Source organism: uncultured Campylobacter sp., from assembly GCF_938045405.1.
GTDB lineage: Bacteria > Campylobacterota > Campylobacteria > Campylobacterales > Campylobacteraceae > Campylobacter_B.
Window position 1 is genome coordinate 13,459 of record NZ_CALIMW010000057.1, and the last position, 25,618, is coordinate 39,076.

The 25,618-nt window shown below is 48.1% G+C and carries 24 protein-coding genes; 18 read left to right on the forward strand and 6 right to left on the reverse strand.

All coding sequences use genetic code 11. From position 1 onward, the window contains the following. Position 1: 1 nt before the first annotated feature. Genes secF through yajC form a run of 3 tightly spaced genes read right to left on the reverse strand, consistent with a single transcriptional unit; the run spans position 2 to position 2,820 of the window. A complete protein-coding gene (gene secF / locus Q0140_RS01735) occupies positions 2-970 on the reverse strand; it encodes a protein translocase subunit SecF (RefSeq protein ID WP_297961057.1) in 969 nt (322 codons plus the stop codon). Next, the gene (gene secD / locus Q0140_RS01740) at positions 957-2,558 is read right to left on the reverse strand and encodes a protein translocase subunit SecD (RefSeq protein ID WP_297923402.1); all 1,602 of its coding nucleotides are present in this window, start codon (positions 2,556-2,558) and stop codon (positions 957-959) included. Before secD ends, secF begins: the two co-directional genes overlap by 14 nt. Further along, entirely contained in the window at positions 2,548-2,820 is a 273-nt protein-coding gene (gene yajC, locus Q0140_RS01745) for a preprotein translocase subunit YajC (protein ID WP_005872282.1), read from the reverse strand. Before yajC ends, secD begins: the two co-directional genes overlap by 11 nt. On the opposite strand from yajC, the gene Q0140_RS01750 reads away from it, so the two are divergent. The 9 genes from Q0140_RS01750 to Q0140_RS01790 all read left to right on the forward strand — a co-directional run bounded on the left by Q0140_RS01750 (position 2,796) and on the right by Q0140_RS01790 (position 13,175). Beyond that, positions 2,796-4,139 (forward strand): apolipoprotein N-acyltransferase, encoded by a 1,344-nt coding sequence (locus Q0140_RS01750; RefSeq protein ID WP_297961060.1) that lies wholly within the window; start codon positions 2,796-2,798, stop codon positions 4,137-4,139. The two genes, yajC and Q0140_RS01750, sit on opposite strands and share 25 nt — an antisense overlap. A 64-nt stretch (positions 4,140-4,203) precedes the next feature. Further along, the gene (pyrH, locus tag Q0140_RS01755) at positions 4,204-4,923 is read left to right on the forward strand and encodes a UMP kinase (protein WP_297881798.1); all 720 of its coding nucleotides are present in this window, start codon (positions 4,204-4,206) and stop codon (positions 4,921-4,923) included. 23 nt (positions 4,924-4,946) lie between these two features. Next, positions 4,947-5,165: a DNA-directed RNA polymerase subunit omega gene (locus tag Q0140_RS01760; RefSeq protein ID WP_291935955.1), complete on the forward strand. Its 219-nt coding sequence runs from the start codon at positions 4,947-4,949 to the stop codon at positions 5,163-5,165. Beyond that, a complete protein-coding gene (locus tag Q0140_RS01765; RefSeq protein WP_297961063.1) occupies positions 5,143-7,335 on the forward strand; it encodes a RelA/SpoT family protein in 2,193 nt (730 codons plus the stop codon). Before Q0140_RS01760 ends, Q0140_RS01765 begins: the two co-directional genes overlap by 23 nt. Positions 7,336-7,349: 14 nt before the next feature. After that, positions 7,350-8,555, forward strand: coding sequence for a tyrosine--tRNA ligase (gene tyrS / locus Q0140_RS01770; RefSeq protein WP_297961066.1), 1,206 nt, complete (start codon positions 7,350-7,352; stop codon positions 8,553-8,555). Then, positions 8,555-9,643 carry a nitronate monooxygenase gene (locus tag Q0140_RS01775; RefSeq protein WP_297961069.1) on the forward strand — a complete coding sequence of 363 codons (1,089 nt, stop codon included), beginning with the start codon at positions 8,555-8,557 and terminating at the stop codon, positions 9,641-9,643. Before tyrS ends, Q0140_RS01775 begins: the two co-directional genes overlap by 1 nt. Next, entirely contained in the window at positions 9,627-11,465 is a 1,839-nt protein-coding gene (locus tag Q0140_RS01780; protein ID WP_297961072.1) for an N-acetylmuramoyl-L-alanine amidase, read from the forward strand. Before Q0140_RS01775 ends, Q0140_RS01780 begins: the two co-directional genes overlap by 17 nt. Before the next feature lie 667 nt (positions 11,466-12,132). After that, the gene (locus tag Q0140_RS01785; protein WP_297961075.1) at positions 12,133-12,852 is read left to right on the forward strand and encodes a hypothetical protein; all 720 of its coding nucleotides are present in this window, start codon (positions 12,133-12,135) and stop codon (positions 12,850-12,852) included. Continuing rightward, positions 12,849-13,175, forward strand: coding sequence for a hypothetical protein (locus tag Q0140_RS01790; RefSeq protein WP_297961077.1), 327 nt, complete (start codon positions 12,849-12,851; stop codon positions 13,173-13,175). The genes Q0140_RS01785 and Q0140_RS01790 overlap by 4 nt, the downstream gene beginning before the upstream one ends. Before the next feature lie 102 nt (positions 13,176-13,277). Here Q0140_RS01790 and Q0140_RS01795 read toward each other — a convergent pair whose 3' ends face one another. Next, positions 13,278-14,384, reverse strand: a complete 1,107-nt coding sequence (locus Q0140_RS01795; protein ID WP_005872296.1) for an FtsW/RodA/SpoVE family cell cycle protein — start codon at positions 14,382-14,384, stop codon at positions 13,278-13,280. 32 nt (positions 14,385-14,416) lie between these two features. Here Q0140_RS01795 and Q0140_RS01805 point away from each other — a divergent pair, with 32 nt between their 5' ends. The 9 genes from Q0140_RS01805 to Q0140_RS01845 are packed head-to-tail and all read left to right on the forward strand — an operon-like array spanning position 14,417 to position 23,073. Then, on the forward strand, positions 14,417-15,790 hold the full coding sequence (locus Q0140_RS01805) for an RluA family pseudouridine synthase (protein WP_366112826.1): 1,374 nt from the start codon (positions 14,417-14,419) through the stop codon (positions 15,788-15,790). Then, a complete protein-coding gene (locus Q0140_RS01810; protein WP_297941755.1) occupies positions 15,720-16,385 on the forward strand; it encodes a fibronectin type III domain-containing protein in 666 nt (221 codons plus the stop codon). The genes Q0140_RS01805 and Q0140_RS01810 overlap by 71 nt, the downstream gene beginning before the upstream one ends. Positions 16,386-16,388: 3 nt before the next feature. Further along, complete coding sequence (gene trmB / locus Q0140_RS01815; protein WP_297961080.1) at positions 16,389-18,485, forward strand: tRNA (guanosine(46)-N7)-methyltransferase TrmB; 2,097 nt, start codon at positions 16,389-16,391, stop codon at positions 18,483-18,485. After that, a complete protein-coding gene (locus Q0140_RS01820) occupies positions 18,473-19,162 on the forward strand; it encodes an ATP-binding cassette domain-containing protein (RefSeq protein ID WP_295152369.1) in 690 nt (229 codons plus the stop codon). Before trmB ends, Q0140_RS01820 begins: the two co-directional genes overlap by 13 nt. Further along, a complete protein-coding gene (locus Q0140_RS01825) occupies positions 19,149-19,964 on the forward strand; it encodes a hypothetical protein (protein ID WP_297961083.1) in 816 nt (271 codons plus the stop codon). The genes Q0140_RS01820 and Q0140_RS01825 overlap by 14 nt, the downstream gene beginning before the upstream one ends. After that, positions 19,961-21,343, forward strand: a complete 1,383-nt coding sequence (locus Q0140_RS01830; protein WP_297961086.1) for a peptidoglycan DD-metalloendopeptidase family protein — start codon at positions 19,961-19,963, stop codon at positions 21,341-21,343. The genes Q0140_RS01825 and Q0140_RS01830 overlap by 4 nt, the downstream gene beginning before the upstream one ends. 3 nt (positions 21,344-21,346) lie before the next feature. Beyond that, the gene (locus Q0140_RS01835; protein WP_297961089.1) at positions 21,347-21,739 is read left to right on the forward strand and encodes a hypothetical protein; all 393 of its coding nucleotides are present in this window, start codon (positions 21,347-21,349) and stop codon (positions 21,737-21,739) included. Between the two features lie 25 nt (positions 21,740-21,764). Next, on the forward strand, positions 21,765-22,580 hold the full coding sequence (locus tag Q0140_RS01840) for a threonine/serine exporter family protein (RefSeq protein ID WP_297961092.1): 816 nt from the start codon (positions 21,765-21,767) through the stop codon (positions 22,578-22,580). Position 22,581: 1 nt separating this feature from the next. Continuing rightward, a complete protein-coding gene (locus Q0140_RS01845; protein ID WP_297961209.1) occupies positions 22,582-23,073 on the forward strand; it encodes a threonine/serine exporter family protein in 492 nt (163 codons plus the stop codon). 126 nt (positions 23,074-23,199) lie between these two features. Here Q0140_RS01845 and Q0140_RS01850 read toward each other — a convergent pair whose 3' ends face one another. Both Q0140_RS01850 and Q0140_RS01855 read right to left on the reverse strand, forming a co-directional pair. Beyond that, positions 23,200-24,207 (reverse strand): hypothetical protein, encoded by a 1,008-nt coding sequence (locus Q0140_RS01850; RefSeq protein WP_297961095.1) that lies wholly within the window; start codon positions 24,205-24,207, stop codon positions 23,200-23,202. A gap of 184 nt (positions 24,208-24,391) precedes the next feature. Continuing rightward, complete coding sequence (locus Q0140_RS01855; protein WP_297961097.1) at positions 24,392-25,552, reverse strand: PepSY-associated TM helix domain-containing protein; 1,161 nt, start codon at positions 25,550-25,552, stop codon at positions 24,392-24,394. Positions 25,553-25,618: the final 66 nt, after the last annotated feature.

Here is a 25,618-nt window from a genome sequence, read left to right on the forward strand (position 1 = left end):
CTTACACCGTGCCTTTTTCATACATGGCGCGATTCTTTTCTTTCTCTTTGATACGGCGCTGTTTTTCGGCTAAAAACGCGCGGTACTTCTCGACATTAAATTTAAACAAAATCAGCATCGGAGCAGCTACAAATACAGAGCTGAATGTTCCTGCTATGACGCCTATTAGCATCACGAAGCTAAAGCCGTGGATCATCTCACCACCCCAAACGAATAAAATCACAATGACGATGAGAGTCGTAAGCGAAGTAAGCAACGTACGCGATAGCGTGTGAGAGATCGATTCGTTTATAACCTCATCAAGCTTAATCGATTTACTATCTTTTACACCTTCTCGAATTCTATCGAAAACAACGATGGTATCGTTAAGCGAGTAGCCCATTATAGTTAGAAGCGCAGCTAAAATTTCAAGGTTGAAATCCACGCCGGCTAAAATCATCGCACCTACGGCAACTACGACGTCGTGCAGATCCGATAATACGGCCGCAATCGCAAATCTCCATTCAAACCGCAGGGTGATATAAACCAAAATGAGCGCAAACGACACGCATACCGCTAAAATTCCGTTTGTGCGAAGCTCCTCGCCGACTTTAGAACCTACGATATCGACCTTGCGAATGTCGAAATTTCCGCTGCCTTGCAAAATTTTTTGCGCCGCTAAAGCAGGATTATCGCCCAGTTCACTCGCAGCGCCTGAATATCTAATCGTAACTTCTTGATCGCTGCCGAATTCTGTAACGTTGATATTGCCTAAATTTGCCGCCTCGAAGCGTTTTCTGATCTCATCAAGCGGTGCTTTAGCGTCGTATTTAACCTGAATGAGCGTACCGCCGCTAAAATCGATGCCGTAATTAATGCCCTTAATGAAAAACAGCGCAATGGAGCCTATTATCAAAACAGCAGAAAGCGCAAAAGTAAAATATCTAAATTTCATAAAATCATAAATTTTGCCCTTATCAAACACTTGCATTTGCGCCTCCTCTTACTTTATAACCGAGCCAAAGCGCGGTATTTTTGCTCTTTTCCATCTTATCCATTACTAGCTCAAACATTCCGTGGGTGCCTAAAATAGCCGTTATCATCGACGCTACGATACCGATACTCATCGTGACGGCAAAGCCCTTCACTGGACCCGTGCCGTAAGCATAAAGCGCAGCAGAAGTAATTAGCGTAGTGATATTTGAATCCACGATCGCGCTCATCGCGTTTTCATAGCCTTTATTTATACTTTGGCGGATTGAAACTCCCGTCCTTAGCACCTCTCTAACGCGCTCATTAATGATTACGTTCGCATCTACCGCCATACCGATAGTTAGCACGATTCCCGCCATTCCAGGAAGCGTTAATGTTGCACCAAAAAGCGCCATACAAGCGATCAAAAACAAGATATTTACCACAAGCGCGATGTCGGCAAAAAGCCCCGCTACGCCGTAGTAGAAAATCATAAAGATCAAAATCGCAACCGCTGCAAGACTAAGCGCCGCCATACTTTTATCGATGCTATCTTGTCCTAGGCTAGGGCCGATGCTGCGCGTTTCGGATACTTTAACCGGAGCTAAAAGCGCACCGCTTCTAAGCGCGATCGCTACGTCGTGCGCCTCCTCGACGCTAAATCCGCCGCTGATCTGACCGCTGCCGCCGCCGATGCGCTCGTTAATGCGCGGTGCGGAGTAAACCTTGCCATCAAGGACGATCGCAAGGCGCTTACCGACATTTTTGCCGGTAAAATCGCCAAAAATTTGAGCGCCTTGAGAGTTCAGCGTAAAATTTATGATCGGCTGGTTGGTGTGCTGATCGAAAGCTACCTTCGCATCAACTAGCATCGCGCCATCAAGCACCGGAATTTCGTTTATGAGATACTTGTAATTCGGATTTTTAACGTCCGGGTAGATCACGTCGCCGTAAGCTCTGGCATCCGCTGCACTGATAGTCTGCGCGCGGTCTTGGCGCACGTCGTCCACCGCCATAAGCTGCAAGTGAGCCGCTTTGGCGATCAGATCTTTGGCGCGCTGCTCATCCGCCGCACTTTTGACGCCCGGAAGCTCAACCAAAATATAACTCTCGCCCTGCTTTGCTACCGTCGGCTCCGCAAGTCCGAATTGATCCAAGCGGTTTCGGATAGTTTCTACAGCCTGTTCGATCGCGTACTTTTTAGTCGCTTCGACCTCCTCGGGCGTTAGCGTAACGCGATATTTTTCGCCCGATTTTTGAATGTCTAATCCGCTTGCGGCGCTATGCAAAATCGCATCAAATTTAGAAGCCTCGTCTGCGTCTAAAATTTCAAACTCAAACGAATCGCCTTCCAATTTTAGCCCGTCCATCAGCAGATCATCGCGCTTGGCGGCGTAATTGACGCTCGCAGCGATCGATTTGATCTTTGAAACGACCGCCTCGTCGCTTTGAACTTCCAAAAGCATATGCAGGCCACCTTGCAGATCCAGACCCAAGTTTATCTTGCTTCCCTTTTCGGTCTGAAAGATCGAAGGCGCGGCAAAAATCGCCGAAAAAATTACCGCAGCCAAAAAGATCAGCAGGCGGTATGAAATTTTACTGCTCATCTAATTTTCTTGCTACGAATTGTTTATCTAGCTCAACCATGACCTCATCGTTAAGCTTAACTGTGATAAAATCATTGTTTGTTTTCACGACCGTGCATTTTATGCCACCGCTAGTTATGATCTTATCGCCTTTGCCGAGCGCATCGACCATCGCTTTATGATCCTTGGCCTGTTTTTGCTGCGGTCTGATAATCAAAAAATACATAATCGCAAAGATTACGACGATAGGCAGGATTGATGCAAAGAAGTTTCCTTGTTCCATGTGTTTCCTTCATTAGAAATTTAAAAAGTAGCTATTTTACATTAAGTTACATAAATAAAGGCTTTGTTCTTGCCCTTGCGCTTTCAAATTTTATTTTCGTAGAAATTTTAAGCTCTAAATTTGACGGTTTAATCGCTCTAGCGGCGGAATTTTTCTCGCCTTTAATTGCGATAGCGGCGCTTTATTATCTGCTAAAGGCAAGCAAGGCGGAGTGGTTTTGGTGCGGATTTTTTATCGGCGCGCTGTGGATGCACTGGATCAGCTTCAGTCTGATCTATTTTAATCTCGCGTTTTTGATCCCGCTTGAAATTCTTGGAATTTGTCTCGTTTATGCCTTTATTTTCCGCATCTTTGCGATCTTTGACGCGCCCGTTTTGCGCGCTGCATGCCTTTTAATTCTAAAATTTATCCATCCTTTCGGCTTTGATTGGCTAAATTTTGAATTGCTGCTAAGCCATGGAATTTTCAGAGCCGATCTTAGCGCGCTGGCTCTTGTTTTAGCGGGACTTTGCGCAGTTTTGTATCTACGCGGACGAGGCGCCAGAGCTAAGCTTAACGCCTCGATTTTCGCGGCGTTTTTGATCTGCGCGCTGCAATTCGGCCAAAAAGAGCCCGAGCCGCTACCGATTAAAATTTCACTCGCAAACACCGATATTTCGCAGCATGACATCTGGACGAAAGATAAAATTTTATCCGCCGCGTTGGCAAATTTGGCTCGGATTGATGATGCGATCGCAGAGGGACAAGACGCGATAATACTGCCCGAGAGCGCCTTTGCGATGCCGCTAAATTTAGAAAACGTGCTAGTTGGAGCTCTAAAGGAAAAATCGCGCGCAATTACTATCGTAGCGGGCGCGGAAGCGTATGAGAACGGGAAATTTTACAACAGCGCCTATCTTTTTGCGAACGGAGAAATGAAGCGCTTCGATAAGCACATTTTGGTACCGTTTGGCGAAATGGTGCCGCTGCCGGAATTCGCGCGAAATTTCATCAACCGCGTGCTGCTAGGCGGCGCGACCGATTTTTCCACAGCTAGCGGCTTTAGCGACTACGAGCTTGGCGGGCGAAGCGTAAGAAGCGCCGTTTGCTACGAGGCTACGCGCGCAGAGCTTTACGAGGGCTCGCCCAAATACGTCGTAGCGATCAGCAATAACGGCTGGTTCGTGCCGAGCTACGAGCCCTATTTGCAGCGCCTCATAATCCGCTACTACGCGAGCTTGCACGGTACATTGATCTATCACGCCGTAAACGGCAGCGCTAGCGAGATAATCGCTCCGAAAAAGATCTGGATAAACCGCCTTAAAGATCATCTAAAATAGCCTAAAAAGTTATTTTTAAACGACTTTTGGGTAATATTTTAAAATTTTATTAGGAGCTAAATTTATGGCTAAATACAATCGCATACTCGTAAAATTTTCGGGTGAAGCGCTAGCGGGAGAGAACGGCTTTGGGATCGACAGCGAAATTTTAAAATTTATCGCTAAAGAGATCAAGCAGCTCGTAGAGGGCGGCATCGAAGTGGGCATCGTAATCGGCGGCGGCAACATCATAAGAGGCGTAAGCGCCGCAGCTAGCGGTATCATCAAACGCACCAGCGGCGATCATATGGGCATGCTAGCCACCGTCATCAACGCAATCGCGATGAGAGAGGCGCTAGAATACGCAGGTATGGACGTACGCGTCCAAAGCGCGATAAAGATGGAAGCGATCTGCGAGACCTTCATCATCGGCCGCGCCAAAAGGCACCTCGAAAAAGGGCGCGTCGTGATCTTTGCTGCAGGCACCGGAAATCCGTTCTTCACAACCGATACTGCGGGCACTCTCCGCGCAATCGAGATCGGAGCCGACGCTATCATAAAAGCCACCAAGGTAATGGGGATCTACGACAAGGATCCGCAAAAATTTAAAGACGCCAAATTGCTTTCCAAAGTCACTTACGATCAAGCCCTGCACGACAACATCAGGGTGATGGACGATACAGCTATCGCGCTTGCTAAAGACAATGCGCTTCCGATCATCGTGTGCAATATGTTTAAGAGCGGAAATTTATACAAAATCGTCGAGGGCGGAGATCTAAGCTCCTGCTCGATCGTAAAAAACTGAAATTTTAAATTTAAGGAGAATTGATGAGAACCGAACAAATTGTAGCCAAGGCTTTAAAAGTAACGGGCGGAGACCGATATAAGCTATCTTTGATGATAAGCAAACGCGCCGAGCAGCTAGCTGCTGGCGAACCTCCGCTGATAGAGAACGTAGATACTCGCAGGATGAAATTTGCCGATATAGCAATCTTGGAACTAGCCGAAGGTAAGATCGCATTAGATGGAATCGTTGACAAGGATTAATGATAACTTCTTAGAAAGTCTCATCGACGATGTCGTCGATACCAAAGACATTCAAAGCGCCAAGCAGCTGCTTTATAATCTAAAAGAGCCTACTCCGTTACTGGTGGATGCTATAAATTTATGCATCGCGCAGCACGACGGGCAGTTTCGCAAAAGTGGCGAGCCGTATGCGATCCATCCGATTTTGGTAGCTTGCTTCGTATCTTTTATGGGCGGAGACGACGCAATGGTGATATCTGCGCTACTACACGACGTAGTAGAGGATACAGATTACAGCATCGAGCAGGTTAGACAAAGATTCGGCGACGAAGTAGCCAAAATCGTAGAAGGGCTTACTAAAATCGTAAACATCAGAGAGGATAAATTAGCCCCATCCAGCGATAGTAACGCCAAGCTACGCACCACGGCGCTTACCTTCCGCAGGATGCTGATGATCTCCATTAACGATCAGCGCGTCCTAGTCGTAAAGCTCTGCGATAGGCTGCACAATATGCTAACCCTAGACGCACTTCGCCCCGATAAACAAAAACGCATCGGCGAAGAGACACTTTTGGTTTATGCGCCGATCGCGCACAGGCTTGGAATTTCATCGATCAAAAACGTGCTTGAGGATCTTAGCTTCAAATACGTTATGCCTAAAGAATACGCAGCGATCGCCGATTACGTCGAGGAGCATAAGCAGCAGCTTCAGATGAGCTTGAGCAAATTTAGCGAAAAGATCAAGGAGTATATGCTTTCAAACGGCTTTAGCGAGGGCAGCTTTGAGATCCAAAAGCGGATGAAGCACTACTACTCGATCTTTTTAAAAATGCAGCGCAAAGGAATTTCGATCGAGGAGGTGCTCGATCTTTTGGCTATCCGCATCATCGTGCAAAAGCCGATGGATTGCTACTTGGCTCTAGGTATAATCCATACTAAATTTAATCCGCTCATATCGCGCTTTAAGGATTATATCGCGCTTCCGAAGCAAAACGGCTACCAGACGATCCACACGACCGTTTTTAACGAAAGTATGATCGTAGAGGTGCAGATCCGCACCTTCGATATGCATAACACCGCGGAATTCGGCGTCGCCGCGCACTGGAAGTATAAATATAGCGGCTCAATCAATCCGAAGCTCGATTGGCTAAACGATATCGGCATGCAGGAAGAGGACGACGCCAACGCCGAGGATCTTTACGAATACGCTAAAGACAGCCTCTACGTCGAGGATATCGCCGTGTATTCGCCAAAGGGCGGAATTTTTACATTGCCGCGCGGCGCTACGGCGCTTGATTACGCCTACGAGATACACTCTCAAGTGGGCTTAAAAGCGACCGAGGCCTTTATAAACCGCGTCAAGGTGCCGCTATTAACGGAGCTAAAAAACGGAGATATCGTTCATATCATTACCGGAAGCGAGCCACACTACCGCTGCAGCTGGCTAAGCTCTGTAAAAACGGGCAAGGCGCGCGCAACGATAAAGGCGTTTTGCAAGCAAAAGATCAGAGATATAAATTTTGAAGTAGCGATTAAAATTTTATGCGCGATCTTTACGACGAGTAAGGAGAGCATTCTAAGCTGGCTTGAAAAAGAAAATTTAAGCAAAAAGATCGGCAAAGCTGCCTACGACTCGGTATTTTTAAAAGACGTCGTAAACGCGCTGAAAAAATACCCGCTCAAAGAGAAATTTTTCAATATGAAATTTCGCAGCAAGTATGAGATCGAGAAGCAAAAATTTGACAACATCGTGGTGTATTCAAATTTTAAAATCGACGAGGTTGAGTTTGATTACTGCTGCAACCCAAAGCGTGGCGACGACATCATCGGCTTTCGCAACGGACACGGCGTGACGGTGCATCATAAGCTGTGCGAACGTGCAAGCGAGCTAATCAAAACCGATGAGATGATCTTCGTAAAATGGACGCGTAATGCGCCGCACCGCTACAAGATCATATTAAATTTAGAAAACAAGCGCGGCTCGCTGGCGACGTTTTTGAACTATTTAGTCAAGCTCGAGGTCGATCTAGTGTCGATAAGCCTCAACGAAAATAGCGAAACGACGTCGGATTATTTTGAGATTATCATCGAGCTAAACGAAAATTTAGACTCTACGGAGATTAAAGACAAACTCAAAAACCGCTTTAAAATCGTGGATTTCGTATCGCTTACGGACGTATATAAAAACTAAATAAGGGAGAGCAAATGGCTGACATTCAAAGCATTATGGAAAATTTTAAGCGCGGCGTCGCGGAAATCATCGGCGAGGAGCAGATTGAAGCACTGATTAGGCGCTATTACGACAGCGGCGAGGTCTTTTACGTCAAAATCGGCATGGATCCCACTGCTGCGGATCTGCACCTAGGTCACGCCGTCGTGCTAAATAAGCTTGCGTTTTTACAAAACCACGGCGCGATCGTGCAGTTTCTAATCGGCGATTTTACCGCTCAAATCGGCGATCCTACGGGCAAGAGCGAGACTCGCAAAAAGCTAGCGCGCGAAGTTGTGCTTCAAAACGCCAAAACTTACGAGCAGCAGGTCTTTAAAATTCTAAATCCCGCAAAAACTAAGGTGATGTTTAACTCCGAATGGACCAACCGCCTGGGTGCTAGCGGTATGATTGAGCTATCAAGCACTTTTAATGTTGCCCGGATGCTCGAGCGCGACGACTTTGAGAAGCGCTACAAGGCCGAGCAGCCGATCAGCATCAGCGAGTTTATGTATCCGCTACTGCAAGGATACGACAGCGTTTGCATGAAATGCGATATAGAATTCGGCGGTACCGATCAGAAATTTAATCTTTTAATGGGTCGCCAGCTGCAAAGAATTTATGATGTCGGCAAAGAACAAAGCGTCGTGATGATGCCGCTTTTGGTAGGTACCGACGGCACGAATAAGATGAGCAAGAGCCTGGGTAACTACATCGGCGTAACCGATACGCCTCATGATATGTACGGCAAGGTGATGAGTATCAGCGATGCGTTAATGTGGGATTGGTATAATCTGCTAAGCCAAAAAAGCAGCGAAGATATTGAGCTAATAAAAGGCTTCGTGGCGGATGGCTCGATCCATCCTAAGGCGGTTAAGGAGGAGCTTGCCTCCGAGATCGTCACGCAATTTTATGACGAAAATACCGCCTTTGAAGCCAAGCAGGAATTTGACCGCGTCCATGGCGCCGGCGAGCTTCCTAGCGAGATCAAGGAGTACCACGTAAGCTCGCCTGCATGGATCGTAAAGGCGCTCATCAGCTGCAAGCTTGCCGTCTCTAGCTCGGATGCGCGCAGGCTGATAAAATCAAACGCCGTCAGTATCGATCAAAATAAAATTTTAGATGAGCAGCTTCAGCTTAGCTCGGGCGAATACACGCTTCAAGTAGGGAAGAAGAAATTCGCTAAATTAAAGGTGGATTAATGAGTATAAAGATAGGCAAACACGAGATTGCGCACCCGATAATTCAAGGCGGCATGGGACTTGGTATCAGCTGGGACAAGCTAGCCGGCAATGTCAGCCTAAACGGCTGTCTAGGCGTCATTAGCTCGGTCGGCACCGGCTATTACGAAAATCTTAAATTTGCCAAAAAATCGCTCGATGGCAGACCATATCAAAGCGAGAATTTTTATAGCAAAGAGGCGCTTTTTGCGATAGTGCGAAACGCCCGTAAAATTTGCGGCAATGCGCCTTTGGGGATGAACGTAATGTGTGCGGCGAACGACTACGAGCGCATCGTAAGGGATTCGTGCGAGGCGGGTATCGACATCATCATAAGCGGCGCGGGACTTCCTACCAATCTGCCGGAATTTACGGCAGATTTCCCGAACGTCGCGCTCGTGCCCATCGTCTCCTCCGCCAAGGCTCTTAAGATCATCGCCAAACGCTGGAAGCAGCGCTACGACAGAATTCCCGACGCCGTAGTGCTGGAGGGTCCTCTTAGCGGCGGACATCAGGGCTTTACCTACGAGCAGTGCGGCGATCCGGCGTTTGCGCTGGATAATCTAATCCCGCAAGTAAAAGCGGAAATCTCGCAATGGGGCAGCTTCCCGCTATTTGTCGCAGGCGGAATTTGGGATAAAACCGACATCGATCGCGTGAAATCTTTGGGCGCGGACGGCGTGCAGATGGGTACGCGCTTCATCGGCACCTTTGAATGCGACGCCGCGGAGGAATTTAAGCAGGTGCTTCTTAATGCCAAAAAAGAGGACATCCGGCTTCTAAAATCGCCCGTAGGCTATCCCGCGCGAGGAATTCATACCAATCTGCAAGATATGATCGCCGCAGGCACGGCGCCTAAGATCCGCTGTATCAGCAACTGCGTAAGCCCATGCGAGCGCGGCAAAGGCGCTAACGCCGTAGGATACTGCATCGCCGACCGCCTAAGCGACGCATATCTGGGCAAAACGCAAAGCGGCCTGTTTTTCACCGGCGCGAACGGATGGCGATTAAACGAGATAATATCCGTGAAGGAATTGATAGAAAAACTTGTAAATGGCGAAGATAGTTAAAATTTTTCTAATCGCGGCTTTTAGCTGCGTATTGGCGTTTGGAGCTTCCAGCGAGGCGTTTTTTGCGAAATTCGACAAGGATTTCATCGTAGCGACGCCGAATTATAAGCGCTCGCTGCACAAGGAGCTAAAATCGCTCTACCAAGGCGCGTCCGATAAAGAAGTCCGCATCAAAGCGCTAAAGAGGCTGGTTTACAGCTCGAAAAATTTAGGGCTTGATTCCTCGCCTTATGAATCTGCGCTAGCCAAATTACAGGGCAAAGCAAGCGATAGCAGCACGCATTCTAAAAAACTCAAAGATGAAAACGCAAAAAATTCCAAAAGCTCGGACGAGAAAAACGCTTCAAATTTAGCGCATAGCCCCAAAGCCTCCGCCTCCAAAAATTCTAAAAATTCAAAATATTCCACTTCCAAAAATCTCAAAAATACGCGCGCGCCAGAAGAAGCCGATCTAAGCTCGCTATCTAGTGAGGATTTGGAATTTTTACGCTCCACTAGGCCCCGCGGCGCGGACGACGCAAAAAATTCAACAGACGATGCGCATAGCAGCGACTCAAGCGAAAATCCCGCAGGAGCCAACGACTCCTCGCAAGCGCAGAATTCAGCAGGTAGTACTGCGACCGAGCGATTAGATTCTGAGCTTCGCAAAAGCAGCGTAAAAAAATCCTCCTCCGATGCCAAACTCGCTTTAGCATCGCTGCGCGGCGATGGGGATGAGATCGTGCTTGAGTTTAACCGCGATCTAAAGCGCGGCGATTATAAAGATTTTACGATCGCAAGTAGCGATAATTTTCGCTTCGTGATTGATTTTAGCGCGCGGCAAAAGTCACAAAAAACGCGGCTTAAAGATAGCTTTGTTAGCGATGTACGCGTCTCGCAATACAACGACAAGACCGTGCGCATCGTACTTAGCGACCCGAAAGAATTTAACGCAAACGTTGAAATTAGCGGCAATATGATGATTTTAAGTACGGCTGAAGGCTTAAAAGCCGCAAAATCCGCGCGCGCAGAAAAAAACAAGGATCAAAAATCAGGGCGCAATCGCAGACGCGAGCAAGATAGCGAGCCGCAAATCAGCACGATAGATGATGCGCAAGGTGCCAAAACCGCGTCCGTGGCCGTCGGTAAAATTTACAAATCGACCAAGGGCAAGCTCATCGTAATTGATCCGGGTCACGGCGGCAGCGATTCGGGCGCGGTCGGAAACGGGCTGAAGGAAAAAAATGTCGTGCTAGCCACATCCAAAAAGCTCGGCGCATTGCTTCAGAAACGCGGCTATAAGGTGCTTTATACGCGCAGCACCGACGTTTTTATAAATTTAAGGTCGCGCACCGCTTTCGCCGCTAAAAAAAACGCCGATATGTTTATCTCGATCCACGCAAACGCCGCTCCTAACGCTAGCTCAGCACTTAAAATGAGCGGCGTGGAGACCTTTTTCTTAAGCCCGGCTAGAAGCGAGCGCAGCAAAAACGCCGCCGCGCTCGAAAACAGGGGCGATTTGGAGGATATGAATACCTTCTCGAAGCAGACCTTCCTAAATTTTTTAAACCGCGAGAAGATAATCTCTTCAAACAAGCTTGCCATCGATATTCAAAGCTATATGCTAAGCTCGGTCAAAAAGAGCTTCTCAAGCAGAGACGGAGGCGTGCGCGAGGCGCCATTTTGGGTGTTGGTGGGCGCTACGATGCCCGCGGTGCTCGTGGAGATGGGCTACATCACGCACCCGCAGGAGGGTAAAAATTTAGGCAAAAGCGCCTATCAGGACCGCATCGCCCAAGGCATCGCAAACGGCGTAGACGCGTACTTTCAGAAAAACAAGTGATGAAATTTCACGCGCTGCGCTTTCTGAGAGCAGGATGAAATTTTATTTCGGCGCGAGATTTGCTCCGCGGATATAAGTTTGGTGAGCGGCACAGATCTTGCGATAAACAGAGCGCGGAGGCGGTAAATTTAAAATTTTAAAGCCCACAGCGCTAAATTTAAAGCAAAACGTGCGGCGTTTGCATGCAAAATTCGCTCGCATGCCAAATATTTACTACGGGCAGGTAAATTTTACGGAGCGTCTTGCGGCGCCACGAGCTAGGGATGTATACGGCTTAGGCGCGGAATTTTAACGCGGCTCGGCGTAAAATTTTAAAGCACGGACTTGACACCACTTGCTCAGCATAGTGCGACTGGCGGTAAAATTTACCGACAGAATCGCATTTAAGCCGCGCGAAAATAGCGATTTTGTCGCACTAACGCAAGTCGTGTTTCAAACCGCATCCGCGCAATTAGGATTGCGTTTAAGTTATGAGTATGTGTATCGCTCAAGCCACGCTTAACGGCGCAGTGGCGTCCTGAAATTTCGCTCTATGTCCGCAGGACGCGCAATAATATTTGCGTAATGCTGCGAACGCGGCAATTACAGCGTGCCGATGCCTGCGCTCTATGTGCATTAAAGGTGCGGCTGAATCGTAAATTTAAAGATAAAATTTAAAAGGTCTGAAATGAAAAAAATCGTATTTTTGATCCTGCTTTTCGCAGCCGTTGCGCTCGCGCTTTATGTTACTTCGCGCGTAAATCCAAATCTTTTCGCCGAAATCAAAATCCTAGGCGCACTACTAAACGCCACGATTTTCGGCGTCGCGCTCATCGCCTTAGCGATCGGCGAAAAGGAGCTCGTGCGCTTTCCGTTTCTTACCGCCTCGCTACTGGCGCTGTTTTCGGGACTGGTAGAGGGCGTGCTGCTCTTCGAAAACCGCTACTACATCGCGATCACGGCGGCAGCGTTCGTCGCCTTCGTCTTTTATCTGCAGATAAGGCACAAAAGATTTTCAAACAAAGCTTATAAAAATTCTGCGAACGAAGGCTCTAGAAATTTAGATGAGAGCGCAAATTTAAAAGACGCGGATTTCGGCGGCGCAAAAGAGGCGCAGGAGCTGCAAAATAAAAGCGCCGCGGCGGATGAAATTTTAAACTTTAAAAGCGGTGGCGAAATTTCAAATTCTCAAAGCGAGGATGAAATTTTAAATTCTAGTGGCGATCTCGGTGAAAATTTCGCGAGCGGCGCCGATGAAAATTCTACGCATCGCGCTGATGAAAATTCCGACGAAAATTTTAAAATTTTAAACGGCGGCGCGGGCGAAGGTAGCGCGGACGAAAATTCCGTGCAAAATTTCAATCAGGATGGTGAAAATTCCGCGCCCGGCGCAAGGCGCGATAGATGATCAAATCCGCGCTGATCGCGCTTGCAGTGATATTTTTGCTGCTTTTAAATTTAGCCAATCTCTTCGGCATGACACGCATAAGCGGGCCGGTGCCTGCGATGATCTGGTTTGCGATCAGCTTCTGCGGGGTTTTTTACCTATACAAATTTTGCGGCGCAAAGCCCGTCGCGGCGCGGATCGGGATCTTTGCCGTAGCCTTCGTGGGCGGGTTTTTCACGAGCGTTTTGTACTACGGATTTTTTAATTCGCAAACTTTGGAATTTGCCTTTACATACGCCCTTTTCGCGGTGGTTTTTACGCTCGGTATCGGCGTGATTTTGTAGCGAGTTTTAATTTAGCGCCTACTTCAAATTTCACCGCCGACTTAAAAACAAGTCCTGCGCGATTTTGTAGAATTTCAAAATTTATCCGTGCGAGAACCAAATTTACATCCTTATCTTGTAGGTTTTGTAGTTATCCTTCATCCTAAACGTCAGCAAATTTTGCAAAATTCCAAAGAGGATCATAAAGGTGATGAAGCTGCTACCGCCATAGCTGAAAAACGGCAGCGGCACGCCTACGACGGGCGCGAAACCCACCACCATCGAGATATTAACGCCCGTGTAGATGAAAATGAGCGAGGCAAGCGCGCTCGTAAAGACCCGTATCAGATAGTCGCTTTTAAAATCGTAGTTCAGGCTCAGCAGATGCAGTATCAGCAGCGCATACAGCGCGATCAGCGCGGCAGCCCCCACGAAGCCGAAGCGCTCGATCGTATAAGCGAAGATAAAATCGCTCGTCGCAATCGGCAAGAATTTAAAGTGCGTCTGCGTCGCTTCATCCTTATCCTTGCCGTAGATGCCGCCGTTTCCGATAGCGATGATCGCCTGCTTGACCTGGTAATTGGGCTCCTCGCTGATAAAATCGGCGATGCGCTTTTTTTGATAATCGTGCATGTTTTCGTACAAAATCGGCGAGCTGGCCACAAAAACGATGATCAGCGTAAGCCAAATTTTTTTATCCACGCCGATGATGAAAAGAATAGCAAATCCGGTCAAAAAAAGTATCGCGGCGGTGCCCAGATCGGGCTCTTTAGCGATCAAAACGAAAGGTAGAAGTATGTAAAAGCTAAGGCGCAAAAAATCCTTCAGCCCGTAGCCGTTTTTCGGCGGCGGATTTTTATGTATAAGATACATCAGCATCAGGATAAACGCGGGCTTCATCACCTCGCTGGGCTGCAGCGTAAAATGCACGAAAGGGATCTCCAGCCAGCGCCTAGCTCCTAGCTTGCTAACGCCGAAAAAATCGACGCTGAGCAGCAATATGATATTTGTCCAATAAAATATCGGAATCAGATATAAAAATTTGCGTATCGGAAAGAGAAAAAATAGAGTAAAAACGGCAAATCCTACGCCGAAATAAACGACCTGTTTCGATGAGAGTACGTCGTTTGCCTCGCTTATTAAAACGTATGAAAAAACCACTATCGGCACGATCAAAAAAGGTTGAATGAAATCAAAATATGCTAAAATCTTTTTGTCAATTTTAAACAACGCTTAATCCTAATTAAAATTTTGACGTAAGAATAGCCAAAAAAGGTATAAATTTGGATAATCTAATAGCACAATGCAGCGAAAGGCTCGACGTTTTTTTAAGCTCGCAGCTTGGAATTTCGCGCAACCAAATATCAAGCCTGATCAAATCCGCAGCGGTCAGAGTGGACGGCGCGGTGCAAACTAAGCCCGGCTACAAACTATCTGCAGGCGAGCTCGTGCACATCGACTACCCCGCGCCTGCGCCGCAGCAAACGAGCGCGGAGCGGCTGAATTTCGACGTTAAAATTTTATACGAGGACGATGATCTGCTCGTGGTAAATAAGCCCGCGGGCCTTACCGTCCACCCCGCCGCAAGCGTCAAAGAACCCACGCTCGTGGACTGGCTCAAGTCTCGCGGCTATCTGCTTTCCACGCTCGGCGGCGAGCTTCGCGCAGGCATCGTGCACCGCCTTGATAAGCTTACCAGCGGCGCCCTGCTCGTCGCTAAAAACAACGCCGCGCATGCCGCGCTATCGGCACAGCTAAGCGATAAGAGCATGGGGCGGATATACCTCGCGCTCATCGATCTGCCGCTGAAAGAACCCTGCGTGATCGAGCGCCCGATCGCTCGCAACCCAGCAAACCGCCTAAAAATGGGGATCGTACCCGGCGGGCGCAACGCAAAGAGCGCGTTTTATGAAATTCTAAGCGGCACAGAACTAACGGAGCTTCAAAACTCCGCCCAGAAGTGCGATGAAATTTTAAGTACGGGCGCGAGTACGGCTGCGGGCAAGAGCGCGGGCATGGATGAAATTTTAAACGACTATGCAGGCGCGGACAACGCGGACGAAATCTCAAATAGCTGCATGCAGAGCGCGGATAAAATTTCAATCCAAAGCGCAGATAAAATTCCAAGCAGCCGCGCGGGCAACGCAGGTAAAATTCCAAACAATCTCGTAGATAGCGCAGATAAAATTTTAACCGCCAAAATGAGCGCGGATCAAACCCGCACCGCCCGTCTCGCCGAGAATAAATTTTTAAATTTTAAAAATCCCGCTCAAAACTATAAGTTGCCGCCGATAAACCTAAAGAGCTTTAATCTCGTCGCGGCAAAGCTCTTCACGGGTCGCACGCATCAGATCCGCGTGCATTTAAGCTCGATAAATCGGCACATTTTGGGCGATCATTTATACGGATTTAAGAGCGAAAACGCTAAAATTAGCAGGATTTTGCTCCATGCCTATTTGCTCTATTTCATCCATCCGCGAAGCGGCAAAGAGGTGAAAATATGCGCGGGCTTGCCGAGCGAATTTCTAAATTTTACGACAAATCAAAAGGTAAAGGATGAAATTTATGAAAAAATTTTACCGACTAACGTTGAGCGCTACTTTAGCGATATTAGCGGGTGGCTGCGCTATGTCTAGCGCGCCTAGTGCAAGCGACGAGAGCCTGCCGCGCGTAGAGGGGATCAGGACGATCACGAGCGACGATGAGATCGGGCTTGAGTGGCCTAGATACGACTCAAATACCGCCGTGTTGGGCTTTGTCGTCTACCGAGCACCTGCAAGCGGCGGCGAAGCCAAAAAGATCGCCACCATCGCAGACCCATACTCCACTCACTACGTAGATACGAGGCTGCAGCCGGGCACTTCGTATAAATACACGGTGCGCACATACGGCGCCAAGGGCGTTTCGGCTCCTTCTCCGGTCGCTATCGCAAGCACCGCTAAGATGCTAGAGTCCGTGCCGTTTGCGCAGGCGATCTACGGGCTTCCGGGCCGCGTTAAGATCATCTGGCGCCCGCATCCGGATCTTCGCGTAAGCTCCTATCTAATCGAGCGCCGTCCTAAGGGAGGCGAGTCATGGAGCACGATTAAAGAGGTTCGCGGCAGACTTAGCGCTGAATATATCGACAATATCGATTACGGCGAAGGATACGAATACCGCATCACCGTCAAAACCGAAAACGGAGAGCTGTCCAAGCCTAGTGCAGTCATTGCCGCAGCGCAGGCAGAATAAAGTTTGCCGAATTTCATAACCCAAAGCGTGAGCCTGCCGCGGCTGCCGATTAAGCTCGGCGAGACCGAGTTTTTAGAGACGGCACGCGGTAGAAATTTAACGCTCGTGCGAACCAAAAGCTTTGATAGCGAGTTTTTTATCATCGTTAAGCCCAGCGGCGACAAAGTGATAGTAAAGGGCGAAAAGATCACCAAGCCCGCCAAGATCGGCCATCTGCAACGAGCGCTCGAAATTTTTAAAGAGCGCTTCTGCGGGCAGATCATCTCGCAGGCGTTTGCCTACAAAGACAGCTCACTTACCGAAAAAACGCCGCTGATTTTGGACGAGAATGAAATTTTATCCCTCGTAAAAAGCTCTAAATTTAATAAAATTTTCATCGAGATCGGCTTCGGCTCAGGCAGACACCTGCTTCATCAAGCGCGCTCAAATCAAGACGCGCTGCTAATCGGCATCGAAATTTACAAGCCCGCGATCGAACAGGTCGCAAAGCTAGCGATCCGCGAGGGGCTGCAAAACATTGCGCTGATTGCCACCGACGCACGGGTTTTACTAAGCCTGCTTCCCGCAGGCTGCCTGCAGCGCGTATTTTTGCACTTCCCCGTGCCGTGGGACGACGCGCCGCACCGCCGCGTCATAAGCGACGAGTTCGCCTCGCAGATCGCACGCACGCTCGGGCGCAGCGGCCGCTTCGAGCTTCGCACCGACAGCGAGGAGTACTTCCTCTACGCGATGCAAAAGCTCTCGCCCTACGTTCAGCACAAAGCGGGCGAAATTTCGCACTTCAAAAACCGAGACGCCGCCGTAGCGAGCAAATACGAGGATAGATGGCGCAAAATGGACAAAAACATCTACGATCTGATCTACGAGAACAAAACCGCGGGCGTGGACGAACCGCAGCAGTTTGAGATGGAATTTTTAAAATTTGACGCGGCGGCAATCGCGCGAAATTTTAAAAATTCTACCTTCAAAGGCGAGGATTTTTTCGTGCATTTTGAGGAAATTTTTTACTTTGACGCGCAGAAAGACTTGGACGCGGATGGGGCTTGCGCGGAGCGCGGCGTAAATTTAAGCGGCGCGGGCGAAGTCATGAACGACGAGGCTACAAATTTGGACGCAATGCGCGGCAAAAATTTAACCGAGCGCGCAAGCGTGGATGAAATTTCGTCAGGCGGCGGCAAAATTTTAGCTACGACACCCGCGGATAAAATTTCAGCTTGCACGAACGCTACGCAAATTCTAAAAAAAGCAAGCGTTCTACCAAATACAAACCGCGCGGATGAAACAGGCGTAAATTTAAACGAGGATCGCTTGAGCGCAAACGGCGTAAATTTAGCAAGCGATGTTCCTGTCGCGGTAAGCGCTAAATTTAGCCGCACTGCCCCTGGCGAAAAACGCGCTTTAGCCTGCGAGCAGATCGTAACAAAGCAAGGTACGCAGATAAACAGCGCAGCCGCCTCAAGCGATACACCAAAAGCAAATAACCCGCTCGCAACAATCGACGCAAGCAACGCGCTAAATTCTATCGGCGCAGAGGGGGCGCCTGCAACTATCGACGCGACAGGGGCAGGCAATACACCCACAACGATCGATGCAATAGATGCGAGCAATGCGTTGAATGCGGACGGCTCGTTCGCAGCAGCCCGCACAAACGAAGCAAACGCGGCGCTAAACATAAGCGCAGTACCTTGCAAAAATGAATCGCAAGCTGAATTACAAAATAAGTCAAACTCTATCAAATCGCAAGTCGGTCGCCGAAGCGAGCCAGGCCATGACGAGCTACAAGCCGAACACCAAGGCAAATTAAATCGTGCCGAGCAGCAATGGCAAGGCAAACCAAGCTGCGTTAAGTCGCAAGACGAATGGCAAAGCGAACCAAGCTGTACCGAGCAGCAAAACGAACGGCAAAGCAAGCCATGCGCCGCCGAGCCGCAGGACGTGCTAATCCTGCTTTCGCTCGGGGCATTCGACTTTCCGCAGCAGTGTTTCATCCGCGCAAACGCAAGCGGCACGCGCTACTTCATCCGCCGCCCGCTTCCTACGCGCGAAAACCACGCGGCACATCAAAAAATTTCGGAGATATTTTCACAATGGCAGAGATAACGGACGATTACAACATCATCACCGCAGCGGGCCTCACGCTGGGCTACGAAAAGGCGGGCGCGGTCATCCAAGACGCGAGTTTCGGCATCGGCGCGAAGGACTTCGTCATCATCACGGGCAAGAGCGGCAGCGGCAAATCCACGCTGCTTAAGTCCTTCTACGGCGGCATCGACATCATCGGCGGCGAGCTGAACGTCTGCCTGTGCGATCTAAAGGGCATCACAAACTCCGATCTGCGCACCCTGCGCCAGCGTATCGGCATTATCTTTCAAAACTACCGCCTGATCAACGAATGGACGATCGAGCGCAACATAATGCTTCCGTTAATGATAATGGGCTACAATCAGCAGGTCTGCCAAGACCAAGCCAAAAAGCTACTGCGCCACGTCGAGCTCGGGCATAAGATGGGCAAGTATCCGCTCGAGCTTAGCGGCGGCGAGCAGCAGCGCGTGGCTTTGGCGCGTGCGATGGCGCATAATCCGCGCCTACTGCTGTGCGACGAGCCTACGGGAAATTTGGACGACTACTCCAGCGCCATTATTTGGAATTTGCTGCGCTCGGCGTGCGAGTCGTGGAACGCCTGCGTCGTCATCGTAACGCACAAAATGCCCGCCACGCTGCGTTTTAGGCACCGACATTTTGAGATTAAGGACGCTAAAGTAAATGAAATCGATTAAAACCCATTTCGGCGTGATCTTTTCGCTCGTCGCGCTGCTTTTTTCCGTGCAGTTTGGAATTTTTATGAGCAATCTGACCAAAAGCTACGAGCGCTCGATCCAAAACGAATATAACATCGTGCTAGTCTCCAAAACCTCGCTCAGCTTGCAAGACGCGCAAAAAGCGGTGCCTAAAATCAGCTCGATTAGCGAAATTTCCACAGCGGGCATCACCGAGCGACTGAAGGGTAAAATTTCACAAAACGCCTTTGCCGAGCTTAGTAAAAATTTGCCTAAATTTTATAGCGTCAAGCTCGAAAGCTTCCCCGACGCCGCGCAGCTTGCCAAGATTGAGCAGGATCTAAAGTCGATCGGCTCGCTCACGCGGGTTGAAATTTTTAAAAAGACCCACGATGAAATTTTTAAAATTTTACTGCTTATAAAAAGCCTCGTTTACGGCTTTGCGTTTCTGATCGTGCTTTTAGGCGTGATGTTAATTCACCGCCAGATGCGTATCTGGGTTTACGAACACAAAGAGCGCATCGAGATCATGGAGCTTTTCGGCGCGTCGTTTCTGATAAAAAGCGGCAAACTCTACCGAATGGCGATAATAGACTCCTTCATCGCTACGCTGATCGTGACCTGCTTCTACATAGCGCTTCCAGGCTGGGAGGTGTTTTCGACCACGCTTAAGGGTATCGGCGATCTGCGCACCGCCATAGTGCTGCCTTACGATGCGCTGATTCTTTTGGGTGTCGCCTTGGCGCTATCTATCATCGCGGTAAGTTTTGTGATGCTGCAAATCGGAAATAAACGAGCATGAAAAGAGCTTTTTTAGCGCCGCTTCTTACGCTGGGGCTTGCCGCGGGTTTTATTTATGCCGCGCCCGCAAAGCAGCAGAGCACGAAAGATAAGATCGCCAAAGCGGGTCAAGAGCTCAAAAGCTCGCAAAAGGAGGGGATGCAGCTCTCGCAAAAGATCGACGAGATTGCAGGTCAAATCGTAAAGGAGCAGGAGGGCTTTAAAAAGCGCGAGGGCGAGATCAAACAGCTAAGCGAAACGATCGAAGATCTAAAGGATCAATACGCCGCCGAAGCGCAGGAGCTTGAAAAGCTAAATAGCCAAAACGCCACGCTTCTTAGCGTGCAAAACGATCTGGAGAGCAAGATCATAAGCGTGATCTCGCAAGAGTTATCATTTGATCTAATCACCGACGTAAATTCCACCACCACGCCCGATTCTATCGTAGCTAGCGAAATTTTAGAGGGGCTCGGCGTCGTTATGAACGACGAGCTTAAAGGGCTAATCAAAGACTACGAAAATAATCAAAATTTTATCAACGAGCAGAACAAAAAGATCAAATCGATCCAGGCGAGCATGGCGGGCTATGACAAGAAAAAAACCGATCTTGACGCCAAGCAAACCACCCAAAAAGAGAAGCTCGCGCAGATGAAAAAGGACAAAGAGGACTACATCGCGCGCCTAGAGAAGATAAACGACGAGCAAGACGCCATATCTAAGACCCTGCAGGAGCTTAAGATCATCGACGACGCCGAGGAAAAAGCCAAAGCGCAAAAGGAGGAAGCGGCACGCCAAGCAAAGCTTGAAGCGCAGAAGCAAAAGGAGCGCCAGGCGCGCGAAAAAGAGTATGCCAAAGCAAAAGCGGCTGCCAAAAAGGCGGGCAAACCCGAGCCTGCGCCTCCTAGCGAACCCGAGCCCGAAGTGAGCGAGCCGGCGGATGAGCGCGTAAGCAAGATCAACCAAAAGGTCAAGCAGTACGGCTCGAGCTATCAATCCTCGCGCGTTAAAAAATACAGCGGAGCCAAGACCACAGCGCCTCTGAACGGCGCGTATTTGAAGAGAAAATTCGGCAACTACAACGATCCCGTATATAACATCAAACTTTTCAACGAAAATATCGTGCTGGGCTCAAACAGCGGCGACACGCAGGTTAAAGCGGTGCTGCCGGGCAAAGTGGTCTTTGCTAAAGAAACCGCCGTGCTCGATAAGGTCGTGATCCTAGAGCACAGCGGCGGCATCCACACGATCTACGCGCATCTAAATCAGATCCCGCCTACCGTGCGCGTCGGCTCCAACGTCAAAAAGGGCTACATCATCGGGCGCATCGGCTCGGATCTGACCTTTGAGGTGACGCAGCAGAACTACCACATCAACCCGCTCGATCTCATCAGCTTGAGGTAAGCCGTGGGCAGGGGAAATTCTAAATTTAGCGGATCTTGCGAGGATGCCGAAAGTTTAAATTTAAGCGGACAGAATTCAGGCTGCGATTTAAATTTAGATGAGCAGAATTCTTTAAAAGAGCAGAATTTCGCCACTTCAAATTTGAACGATGAAAGCTCTGCGGCGGCGTTAAATTTAAACAGTCAAAGCTCTGCCGCCATAGATATTGCCTCTACGTCAAATTTAGATAGCGAGAATTCCGCCACGGGAGCCACTGCATTAAATTTTAAAAATAAGAATTCCGCGACGACGGACATCATAGCGACATCAAAAACGATGGCGGGCGCCGCAAAAACAGGAAGCTACAACGAGCGTCGTAGAAGTAAAAACGACGAAAACAGCGCAAAACGATATTGAGATTACAAGGGTAGCGGAGGAAATAATGACAACAGAAATGGCGGCAGCAAAAGAAGCAGAAGCGGCGAAACCGCAAATCCAAGAGCTCACCAATTTTCTTAGCGAATACACCGCCAAGATGCTTAGCATCGGCACTTACACCGCGCGTATAGAGCACTGCGTGCGCAGGATAGCGGACGCTTACGACTATGAGGCTAGCCTGATGATCTTTGTGCGCCACTTCATCATCAGCGTGATGGATCCTGCGGACAACTCTATCCGCCGCACCTACGTCAAAACGGGCGCTGCGGCGCAGATCAGCTTCGATCTAATCTCGGAGCTAAGCGCGCTTAGCTGGGAAATTTACGACGAAAAAATCCCCCTTGCGCGCGCCAGAGCCTCATTTGCCGAAATTTTAGCCTCGCAGAAGAAAAGCTTTGCCAAAACTCTTATTTTGCTAAGCGTCGCAAATGCCGCATTCTGCGAGCTTTTTGGCGGCGACGGCGGCGCAATGGCGCTCGTTTTTGCGGCTACAGCTTTTGGAATTTGCGCCCGCTATCTGCTTAGCAAGCTTAAAATCAACCTAAAAATCCAATACATCGCAGTTTCGTTCGCAGTCTCCTTCATCGTCTCGCTAGGGGCTCGCTACGGGCTTAGCGCCACGCCCGACGTCGCCGTGGGATCGAGCATACTCTTTTTGATCCCGGGCGTCTGGCTGATCAACTCGGTATTTGACATCCTAAACGAAAATATGCTCGTAGGCATCAGCAGAGGGCTAAACACGGGGCTTTTGATCATCTGCATCGCAATCGGGCTCTTTCTGACGCTTAGCATATCAAATTTGGGGCTTGTAAATGTTTGATATAGCGCTTTCGGTATTTAAAGACGCTTGCTTTGCCGCTGCGGCGGGGCTGGGGTTTGCGTATGCGTGCATGCCGCCAAAAAAGACGCTTATTTTCTCGGCGCTGCTTGCGGCAGTTGCGCATTCGTGCAGGTTTTTGCTGATTCAAAGCCAAATTTTCTCGATCGCCGCCGCGACGCTTTTTGCGTCGTTTCTGATCGGCGTTTTGGGGATGCTCTGCGCCAAGCGCCTCAAAGTGCCCGCAGAGATCATCGCCTTTCCCGCGCTGCTTCCGATGATCCCCGGCATCTACGCTTACAAGACGGTTTTAGCGCTGTTTTCTTATATCAAAGCCGCGGGCGCGCAGCAGAAGCTCGCCCACCTCATCTCGTTTTTCGACAACGCCCTCGCCACGGTCTCGATCTCGCTGGCGCTCGGCACGGGCGTTTCAATAACGCTGCTAATTTTCTACGAACAGTCCTTGATGATCACTCGAGGCGCAAGGAGCAAATAGCGCTAAATAAGAAATTTTAAGCAGGCGCGGCGGGTAAATTTAAATTTTATTATCTTCGCTAGCGAGGTAAAATTTTATAAATTTACCGCTCTTGCCGCGAAGGTAAAATTTAGTTATATCTTTCATTTATCGCTCATTATTCGATATTTGTTTTATTGTTTTCTCTTTTTCATCGTAGTAGTATCCCATATAACTCAAAAGCATATTTCTGTAGCCCAAGATATATTTAAAGCTCTTATCTATCAATATGATATAAAAATCATATGTTGCATAATTATCTCTATATTTGAAAGCTATTTTATTGAATGGGCGGCTAGTGTCTATATCGCTATTTTCATAAATTTTATAAGTCATGCAAAATTCTTCCAAATTATTTTTAAAATTTCCATTTTCTTCACCATTAAGTAGTTTATATAAATTAAGAAATAATAAATTTATAGGGATTATGAGCGATGCTTCGATATTATTAATATCTATATTTGGATCTTGTAGATCTATCTTATACTTATAAACTCCATAATTTATTATTGCTTTATTCATGTCGCTTTCGCTAGCAAAATATAGATTGTATCTTAGATCCCCGTTTTCTAAAACCAAACTTTCCTTATCTTCCCAAGGATATACGACTTCGGTTTTAAAAATTTCTTTATCTATATAGGTCTCGGCATCTTGTATCGCCTTGCCGTTTCTACAAATTTTTGAGCCCAAATCCATAAGATAATCTAAATTTAGCCTTTTATCTATCTTGTAAAATTCGCATTTATCATCGGGGCGTTTATCCCCATGACATTTACTATGGACGCGTGTTAAATAATCTTTTAATTCTAGATCTTCAATATCTTCTTCGATGTGAAGATTTTTATATTTCATTCGGATATCATCTATTTTTTTAGCGATTTTTTCTTTAGAAAAGTTTTCGCTTTCATGCATCTTTTTAAGCATACACTTTAACGCTCTATCTTTAAGCTGTATATCCGTAAGATTGCCATCTAGATCGCATACCCATTCATATGGATCGGTTTCAATTTTTTCGGCTGAATTTGGGTATTTATACTCCGCGATAATCGAAAGTATCGCGCACAAAGCGCATATTATTATGATGAAGACCAAGCACAGATAATATCTCGTTTTCAAATTTCGCTCCTAAAATTTTCCGCAATATACCTCACATATACTTAATCTACGATAATTTTAGTATGCCTCAAATATCGTTAAATCAGGGCTTTTCTTGATCCGCTTCGGCAAATTTCATCTCAATGATTCGTAGATATTTGGCTCTCTTGCGCCGCTCGTCGCACCTCTATCGCCAAAGTAAAATTTAGCCGAGCTTTTCTGACTTAAACGCCCTTTTTACCGTCATATAAAAGCCGCTAAAGATAAAAAGCGCCATACAAAGCGAGATGAACGACCATAAAATTTTACCCGCTAGCCCGAAAAAATAGCCCGTATGCAGCTGATAGTTCGCGTTTTTGACGTCATCTGCGGTGATGCCCTCCGCCTGCTTCTGCTCCGCGACCTTGCCCTCCTTTAGCTTCACGCTCACGCCTTTTGGACGCGCAGTGGCAGGCGCATCAGGCTCGTAGTATCTGATGCTCATCTTATCTCCGGCTGCGAGCATTAGGGTAAATTCTTTATACTCTATGCCACTTGATCTGAATATCTCATAAGCCCTCTGCGCGTCGCTAAATTTATACGTAGCGGGCTTTTTGCCCTCCTCTTTAGCAGGTGCGGCGGCGTGATCTTTAGAAGTGGCGGCTTTAGGTGCGCTAGCTTGCGGCAAATTTTGCGAACTTACGAAAAGCTTCATCACGGCATCGTTATACCAGCTATACGACCAGTTAAGCCCGGTTAAACAGATGAGCAGGTAAATTATCGCGCTTAAAGAACCTAGGCTCGTGTGTAGATTGTAAAAAAGAGCGTATTTTTTGAGTTTAAAATTTGGCCTTATCGCCTCGATAAATTTACGCCTAAGCCTTGGGAAATACAGCCAGACGCCGCTTATTACGAGCAGTATCATCGCCACGGCGCTCGCGCCTACGATCTGTTTGCCGATCTCGCCCGCGGTTTTGTTGCCGCTTAGCGCTAGTCCTAAATTTCGGTGAAGCGACATCACCGTTAGCACAAAGCCCGTGCCGCGATCCTTGCCGATGATCTGCGCGGTGTATGGATTGACCAGATACGCATCATTTCTGTTTGCGTAAATGACGAAGGCTTCGTCATCGCTTTTGGGCACGACGAGCCTTACGGGCTGCTTAGCGCCCGTTTGCTCGCTAAAGCTTTGCAGGATTTTCTCCACGCTTTGCATTTCGCCCGTTTTTTCGACCTTTTTAGAGCCCGCGTTTATTAGCGCCTCAAACTCGTGCTGATACGATAAAATCGCACCCGTAACGCCAATGATAAGCAGCGGTATAGAAAAAACTATCGACAAAATAAGATGGACGTTAAACAAAATTTTATTGCGCTTCAAAAGCGAGCTCATTGTAGATCCTTGCGAGATAAATTTAATCTTTATTTGATTGAGGTTCGCAATTATATTGTGCGATTT

Bases quoted from the DNA above. Each gene is read 5' to 3' on its own strand.
- secF (WP_297961057.1), bottom strand. From the start codon at position 970: ATGCAAGTGTTTGATAAGGGCAAAATTTATGATTTTATGAAATTTAGA.
- secD (WP_297923402.1), bottom strand. From the start codon at position 2,558: ATGAGCAGTAAAATTTCATACCGCCTGCTGATCTTTTTGGCTGCGGTA.
- Q0140_RS01750 (WP_297961060.1), top strand. From the start codon at position 2,796: ATGCAAAGAAGTTTCCTTGTTCCATGTGTTTCCTTCATTAGAAATTTA.
- yajC (WP_005872282.1), bottom strand. From the start codon at position 2,820: ATGGAACAAGGAAACTTCTTTGCATCAATCCTGCCTATCGTCGTAATC.
- pyrH (WP_297881798.1), top strand. From the start codon at position 4,204: ATGGCTAAATACAATCGCATACTCGTAAAATTTTCGGGTGAAGCGCTA.
- Q0140_RS01760 (WP_291935955.1), top strand. From the start codon at position 4,947: ATGAGAACCGAACAAATTGTAGCCAAGGCTTTAAAAGTAACGGGCGGA.
- Q0140_RS01765 (WP_297961063.1), top strand. From the start codon at position 5,143: ATGGAATCGTTGACAAGGATTAATGATAACTTCTTAGAAAGTCTCATC.
- tyrS (WP_297961066.1), top strand. From the start codon at position 7,350: ATGGCTGACATTCAAAGCATTATGGAAAATTTTAAGCGCGGCGTCGCG.
- Q0140_RS01775 (WP_297961069.1), top strand. From the start codon at position 8,555: ATGAGTATAAAGATAGGCAAACACGAGATTGCGCACCCGATAATTCAA.
- Q0140_RS01780 (WP_297961072.1), top strand. From the start codon at position 9,627: ATGGCGAAGATAGTTAAAATTTTTCTAATCGCGGCTTTTAGCTGCGTA.
- Q0140_RS01785 (WP_297961075.1), top strand. From the start codon at position 12,133: ATGAAAAAAATCGTATTTTTGATCCTGCTTTTCGCAGCCGTTGCGCTC.
- Q0140_RS01790 (WP_297961077.1), top strand. From the start codon at position 12,849: ATGATCAAATCCGCGCTGATCGCGCTTGCAGTGATATTTTTGCTGCTT.
- Q0140_RS01810 (WP_297941755.1), top strand. From the start codon at position 15,720: ATGAAAAAATTTTACCGACTAACGTTGAGCGCTACTTTAGCGATATTA.
- Q0140_RS01820 (WP_295152369.1), top strand. From the start codon at position 18,473: ATGGCAGAGATAACGGACGATTACAACATCATCACCGCAGCGGGCCTC.
- Q0140_RS01825 (WP_297961083.1), top strand. From the start codon at position 19,149: ATGAAATCGATTAAAACCCATTTCGGCGTGATCTTTTCGCTCGTCGCG.
- Q0140_RS01830 (WP_297961086.1), top strand. From the start codon at position 19,961: ATGAAAAGAGCTTTTTTAGCGCCGCTTCTTACGCTGGGGCTTGCCGCG.
- Q0140_RS01840 (WP_297961092.1), top strand. From the start codon at position 21,765: ATGACAACAGAAATGGCGGCAGCAAAAGAAGCAGAAGCGGCGAAACCG.
- Q0140_RS01855 (WP_297961097.1), bottom strand. From the start codon at position 25,552: ATGAGCTCGCTTTTGAAGCGCAATAAAATTTTGTTTAACGTCCATCTT.